Below are 6,261 nucleotides of genomic sequence, written 5' to 3' on the forward strand. Positions count from 1 at the left end.
CATCGTTTCGTTTATACATAGCGCATTAACAAACAGAAATGATGACAAGAAACTTGAGTCAATTCGGGAAGAAGTGAAAAATCTTTGCAGACAATTCCCGCCGTATTAACTGACAGTTTATAGTTGATGGTTTATAGTGTATGGTAAAATTCCCACCAATTTTTTAGACTTATAATTCCTTCATTAAATAAATTAAAAGGGATTGAACTAAATCACATCTTCATGCGTCCATAATAATAAAAGAGTCCAAAATGATAACTGAAAAAGAAGATATTTATTACGAACTTCTTATCCTGCGCTGTAAGCGAGGAGAAACTGCCGCTTTGGAAGAACTAATTCATAACTGGGAAAGACGTCTTTTCTATTATGTTCGTAGACTCGTAGATAACGAACAGGATGCTTGGGATATTCTCCAAGAGATGTGGTTAAAAGTCATTGGAGGTATAAAATTGTTGCGTGAACCTCGTAGTTTACCTGCATGGTTATATAGAATTGCTCGAAATACAGCTATGAGTCACTTTAGATCTCAAAATAAGACATCTGTTTCGCTTAACGATAATAAAAACACTTCCTATGTTGAGGAGAACAACGAACATTTTCATTTTGAAAATGCAGAGCAAGTTCACTATGGACTTACTCAGATATCTTTGCCTCATCGGGAAGTTTTAACGCTTTACTTTTTACAAGACCTTTCCTTAGAAGAAATTGCTGAGGTCTTGGAAATTCCCTTAGGAACAATAAAATCACGGTTGTATTATGCTAAAAGTGCTCTGAGAACTGTATTAGAGGAGGAGGGAAGAAATGAATAATAAATCTCACCAATCTTTCCGCGACCAATTATTAGAAAGAGAACAATTAAATCCAGTTTACAAACAAAAATACGAAAAGGAGGTAAAAGCAATGATTGAACGGAAACTTACAGGCGTCAGAAAATGGTCACATATAATAGCATTAATTATGGGTGTTGGTTTTTTCATTCTTTTTGGTGTTTTGGCTGTGGTTATACCCAAAGAACTTCCAATATTGGCTCGTTTGGGTTTTGTTGCCAGCGCTATTTTCGGCTTAGCTATCGTCATAGTAGAAAGCCGAATACTCAAAAAAGGCACAATCAACTTAAAAGAAGATCCCATGACTATGGCAGGTATGGGTTGGGGATTCATTGTAATATTAGCAACTTTTGTTCTTGTTTTCTCAGGAAGATTACCAGATAGACTGGTGGCTGTTCAAATGCTTGCCTCTGTGCTTGTTTACGAAATAGCTGCTGCAGCTATGTTGCTTCGTGCTTTTATAGAACGGTCTGAATTGAAAACCCGCGAAAAACTTCTTGGAATTGAATATCGTCTTGTTGAAATTTCCGAGCAACTAAAAAAGAAATAGAACTAAGTCAAAATTCCCAACGCATTCCAAGATTGTTTCTTGTATCCCTTCTTTTACTCGTTTATAATGGCTCTCCACTATAGCTAAAAAACATTTATGATTAAATTCGAGCTGATCCATACGGATAAAAAAACAGGGGCAAGAGCGGGGATTCTGCATACCTCAAGAGGTGACGTTGAGACGCCCGCATTCATGCCTGTCGGCACTCAAGGGACGGTTAAAACAATCATTCCCGAAGAATTAAAAAGTATAGGCGCGCAGATGATTCTTTCCAATGCCTACCATTTAGCTCTTCGTCCCGGCGCCGAACTAATAGCAAAAGCAGGCGGATTACATAAATTCATGCATTGGGATGGGCCTATACTGACTGATAGCGGCGGCTATCAGGTTTTTTCTTTGGCGAAGTTAAGAAAAGTGGAAGAAAAAGGGGTTCAGTTTCGTTCACATATTGACGGAGATATGCATTTTTTTACTCCCGAAAGTGTTGTCCAAATTCAGGAAGAGTTTTTGGGTTCGGATATAATGATGCCTCTTGATGAATGCGCGGATTATCCTTGTTCCCGTAAGGTTGCTTTATCGGCAATGGAAAGAACCTGTCGTTGGCTTGAACGTTCAATAAAGGCGAGAAAGACAAAGACTTCTGCCCTTTTTGCAATAATTCAGGGTGGTGTTTATAAAGATTTAAGGAAACAATGTATTGATTCAATGTTGGGTTTAAATGTTGACGGCTATGCGTTAGGTGGATTATCTGTCGGCGAGGATAAATCTGCAATGTATGAAACAGTTTCACATTGTTGTAAGTATTTACCGGAAGATAAAACCAGATATTTAATGGGTGTCGGAAAACCTCAGGATTTTTTAGAATCGGTACAACATGGTGTTGATATTTTTGACTGTTCGCTTCCCACAAGAGAAGGGCGAACCGGTAAATCTTTCACATCGGGCGGAGAAATCACTATTCGCAATTCCAAATTCAAAGAAGATTTTGGCCCCATAGACAAAGATTGCGATTGTTATGTATGTAAAAATTACACGCGTTCATATCTTAGGCATCTTTTTAATACATCCGAGATTCTTGCCCCGCGGTTAAACTCTTTCCATAATTTATATTTTTATCTTTCTTTAATGAAAAAGATGCGGGAATCTATCCTAAAAGACAGCTTCCTTGATTTTAAGAAAGAATTTATGAGAAAATACGCAACATCTTAAAATAAAATTCAAAAATTAAAATGTAAAGTGCAAAATGACAAATCAAAGTTCAAAGTCTTTAAAATCCAAAAATTTTGATAATTTTGATATTTAATTTAAAAAAGGGGGGTTGAATATGGAAAATTTATATGCAATGGCTTCAGGCGCTGGCGGGACAGCCGGTGGTGGTAATTCTCTTACTGCTTTTCTTCCTTTTATTCTTATCTTCGGCATATTTTATTTTCTGATTATTATGCCGCAACGCAAGAAAGATAAAGAGCATAAGACAATGCTGGGAGCTTTGAAAAGAGGGGACAAAGTTATAACAAATGGCGGTGTCTACGGCAAAATAGTTGATATAAAAGAAAATAAATTCGTTATTGAAATTTCAAAGGGAGTAGAGATAGCTATTTTAAAAAATGCTATTGGTAATAAAGCAAAAGAACAGTAAGTATTCGTAATTGGTAAAGGGTAACTGGTAACCAGTAACTACAAATTACTAATTACGCTTTACGGATTGCAAATTACCATTTACCGATTACTAGTTACTAAATATTAAAACATGAATAAAAGAAGTTTAAACTATCGGCTCATATTAGTGGTCATTGTTGTCGGTCTTGCTTTCTGGAGCATGTATCCGCCCCAAGAAAAAATAAACAAAGGACTTGACCTCCAAGGTGGAATACATCTGGTCTTGGGTGCAAAACTTGATTTAGACCCTATGATGAATATGACGCAAGATGTATTGGAAACAAACACTCCTGAAGAAATACAGAAGATATCAGGAAAAATGGGCATTGACTCCAAAAACAAAAATAAAGGGAAACTTATACAAGAAATTCTTCGGGTGCAGAAAACCAGAAGGAACAAAGCGGTTGACAGAACTTTGGAAATTATCAAAAACAGGATAGACGAGTTTGGAGTTTCCGAGCCGCAAATACAAAAGCAAGGCGCAGACCAAATTGTTGTTCAACTTCCCGGAGTGGTTGATACGGATCAAGCTTTGGAAGTGGTCAGTAGAATTGCCTATTTGGAATTTAAACTCGTCAAAGCCGATGCGAACGATAATCCGGATTTAATAGAAAAAGCAAAAAAAGGAGAAATCCCTTCAAATTTAGAACTTAAATATCTAACCAAGGGAAATGGTGAAACGGAAGCATTGTTGTTACGTAAAGAAGCATCTCTTGGCGGTGAGCATCTTACAAATGCATATGTTAGTTTTGGAAATTTAGGTATGCCTGAAGTAAATTTGCAGTTTGATAGAATAGGCGCAAGGATTTTTTCAAGATTGACTGGCGAAAACGTAAATAGGAGATTAGCTATTCTTCTTGACGGCAAAGTGCATTCCGCTCCGAATATAAATGAGAAAATATCGGAAGGTAGGGCGCGGATTAGCGGAAATTTTGATATGGATGAAGCAAGCACTCTAGCTTCAATATTGAGGGCAGGAGCCTTGCCTGTTCCAATAGAAGTTTTGTCGGTCATGAAAGTAGGACCTACGCTTGGTGAAGATTCCATAAGACAGGGCTTTAGAGCCGCTCTTCTGGGAATTATACTGGTGGTTTTGTTTATGTCTGTCTACTATGCTTTTTCCGGGGTGATTGCGAATTTTGCCCTTTGTCTGTGTCTGCTTTTAATATTGGGAGCTTTAGCAGGTCTTCGCGCTACTTTAACTCTTCCAGGAATAGCAGGTTTGGTTTTGACCATAGGCATAAGCGTGGACGCCAATGTTCTAGTGTTTGAAAGGATAAGAGAAGAACTTGCCAAAAACAAGACAATTAGAGCTGCGGTGGATTCCGGTTACAGCAAGGCGCTTATTACCATTATTGATGCGAATATTACTACACTTATTTCGGCTTTAGTTCTGTTTTATTTCGGCACTGGCCCTATAAAAGGTTTTGCGGTTGTTTTATCTATCGGGATAGTTGCGAGCATGTTTACAGCTTTAGTTGTTACCAAACTAATTTTTGACTATTTAATATATGTAAGGAAAGTAAAGAAACTAAGTATATGAACAGAAACGAGGGACGATGGGAGATGGACGATAGACGAATAAAAAAAGCGTCCTTCGTCCTAGCGAAGCGGTCGTGCATCATCCTTCGTGCTAATATCTGATTTCTGTTTCCTGGAGATAAACATGCGATTTATAAAAGACACAAATATAGATTTTATGAAATACAGGAAGATTGCGTTTATTGCGTCTTCAAGTTTAGTCCTTATCGGACTTATAAGTTTTTTCTTAAGAGGTCCTGCTAATTTCGGGATTGATTTTACAGGCGGCACTCTTGTCAGATACAAGTTTTCAGAACCGGTAAATACGGGTGATGTGAGGAATGCTTTGGCGGACGCGGGTCTTGCCAAAAGCACTATTCAATCATACAACGCAGGAAAGGGAGTCCTTATAAAGACAGCCGGCGAAACAAGAAAAGAAATTCAGACAGTTATTAATAGTAAGTTCGTGTCTTTTATTCCTTTAGTGGAGGAAGAAATCACAATAGGTCCTGTAGTCGGCAACTTAATGAAAAGGCAAGCGCTTATCGCCGTATTTTTTGCTCTAATCGGTATTCTTATATATACAGCTTGGAGATTTAAATTCACTTTCGGATTTGCCGCTGTTATTTGTCTTTTTCATGATGTGTTGTTTACGGTCGGCATATTTTCGCTTGCAAGAAAAGAAATTTCACTTTCGGTTGTTGCCGCGCTTTTGACGATTGTGGGATATTCCTTAAACGATACAATAGTAGTCTTCGACAGAATAAGAGAAAACGTGAAACTTTCGCGCCATAAACATATCCCGGAAACAATCAACGCTTCTATAAATCAAACGCTTCCAAGGACAATAATTACCTCCAGCACCACACTTGTTCCTGTTCTTGCATTGTTATTTTTAGGTGGTCCGGTAATAAAAGATTTTGCTTTTGCTTTAGCGGTAGGAATAGTGGTGGGAACATATTCCAGTATTTATATCGCTTCGCCGCTTGTTATAGAATTAAGCAGGTTGTTAAAAGTTAAAATCCACTAATCCTTTCTATTTTTTATAACAACAATTTTTCTTAGGGGGCTAACTTTCTCATTTTTTCCATAACTCTATCGGTAAATTCCTGATAAGCGTTCTTCTTTGATTCGCTACCCAAGTTTTCAAAATATAACGGTTTTCCGAATATAACATAAATTTTATGAGAAGTAATTCGATTTGTATCTCTGGTTAATGCATAGCCGCTACCCTTTATTAAAACAGGTATTACCGGAACATTTGACTTGGAGGCAATAAGCCCGATTCCTTTTTCGCCTTCTGATATTGTGCCTGCCGAGCTTCTTGTCCCTTCGGGAAAAAGGAGCAAGGCTTTACCTTCCTTTAGAATCTGAAGCGATTTTTTTAATGTGCCGATTTGCAACTGTTCTCTTGAAATAGGTATAGTGTTCAGTCTTTTTATAAGCCACGAGAAACAACCGAGTTGAAATAATTCTTTCCTTGCCAAGAAATAAATCTGTCGAGGTGAGGCGGTACCTACTAGCATAGGGTCAAGATAACTTTCATGATGCGCCGCCAAAATAACACCGCCTCTTTTGGGAATGTTCTCTTTACCTTTTATGTCCCATCTGAAAAGAATCTTGAAAATGGGATTAAGAATAATATGCGCAAAAGCGTAAAGTATGTTCATATCTTCTTAACTCCGATTGATGTCCGCTTCGCTA

At 37.7% G+C, this 6,261-nt stretch carries 7 protein-coding genes; 6 read left to right on the plus strand and 1 reads right to left on the minus strand.

Annotation, left to right across the window (positions count from 1 at the left end; translation table 11 throughout):
• Window positions 1–251 precede the first annotated feature (251 nt).
• The 6 genes from KAS42_05345 to secF all read left to right on the plus strand — a co-directional run bounded on the left by KAS42_05345 (window position 252) and on the right by secF (window position 5,587).
• Entirely contained in the window at window positions 252–809 is a 558-nt protein-coding gene (locus KAS42_05345) for an RNA polymerase sigma factor (protein ID MCK4905642.1), read from the plus strand.
• The gene (locus KAS42_05350; GenBank protein ID MCK4905643.1) at window positions 802–1,377 is read left to right on the plus strand and encodes a hypothetical protein; all 576 of its coding nucleotides are present in this window, start codon (window positions 802–804) and stop codon (window positions 1,375–1,377) included. Before KAS42_05345 ends, KAS42_05350 begins: the two co-directional genes overlap by 8 nt.
• A 96-nt stretch (window positions 1,378–1,473) precedes the next feature.
• Window positions 1,474–2,586, plus strand: a complete 1,113-nt coding sequence (gene tgt / locus KAS42_05355) for a tRNA guanosine(34) transglycosylase Tgt (GenBank protein ID MCK4905644.1) — start codon at window positions 1,474–1,476, stop codon at window positions 2,584–2,586.
• Between the two features lie 115 nt (window positions 2,587–2,701).
• Window positions 2,702–3,016 (plus strand): preprotein translocase subunit YajC, encoded by a 315-nt coding sequence (gene yajC / locus KAS42_05360; protein MCK4905645.1) that lies wholly within the window; start codon window positions 2,702–2,704, stop codon window positions 3,014–3,016.
• A gap of 111 nt (window positions 3,017–3,127) precedes the next feature.
• A complete protein-coding gene (gene secD / locus KAS42_05365; protein MCK4905646.1) occupies window positions 3,128–4,579 on the plus strand; it encodes a protein translocase subunit SecD in 1,452 nt (483 codons plus the stop codon).
• A 123-nt stretch (window positions 4,580–4,702) separates the two neighbouring features.
• Complete coding sequence (secF, locus tag KAS42_05370) at window positions 4,703–5,587, plus strand: protein translocase subunit SecF (GenBank protein MCK4905647.1); 885 nt, start codon at window positions 4,703–4,705, stop codon at window positions 5,585–5,587.
• A 31-nt stretch (window positions 5,588–5,618) separates the two neighbouring features.
• Here the strand turns inward: secF and KAS42_05375 are convergent, their stop codons facing one another.
• Window positions 5,619–6,227 carry a 1-acyl-sn-glycerol-3-phosphate acyltransferase gene (locus tag KAS42_05375; protein MCK4905648.1) on the minus strand — a complete coding sequence of 203 codons (609 nt, stop codon included), beginning with the start codon at window positions 6,225–6,227 and terminating at the stop codon, window positions 5,619–5,621.
• Window positions 6,228–6,261 lie beyond the last annotated feature (34 nt).

The sequence above is a fragment of the bacterium genome, assembly GCA_023135785.1.
GTDB lineage: Bacteria > CAIJMQ01 > CAIJMQ01 > CAIJMQ01 > CAIJMQ01 > CAZNJA01.

Coding starts and splice junctions, on each gene's coding strand:
- yajC (MCK4905645.1), top strand. CDS start 2,702: ATGGAAAATTTATATGCAATGGCTTCAGGCGCTGGCGGGACAGCCGGT.
- secD (MCK4905646.1), top strand. CDS start 3,128: ATGAATAAAAGAAGTTTAAACTATCGGCTCATATTAGTGGTCATTGTT.
- KAS42_05350 (MCK4905643.1), top strand. CDS start 802: ATGAATAATAAATCTCACCAATCTTTCCGCGACCAATTATTAGAAAGA.
- KAS42_05375 (MCK4905648.1), bottom strand. CDS start 6,227: ATGAACATACTTTACGCTTTTGCGCATATTATTCTTAATCCCATTTTC.
- tgt (MCK4905644.1), top strand. CDS start 1,474: ATGATTAAATTCGAGCTGATCCATACGGATAAAAAAACAGGGGCAAGA.
- secF (MCK4905647.1), top strand. CDS start 4,703: ATGCGATTTATAAAAGACACAAATATAGATTTTATGAAATACAGGAAG.
- KAS42_05345 (MCK4905642.1), top strand. CDS start 252: ATGATAACTGAAAAAGAAGATATTTATTACGAACTTCTTATCCTGCGC.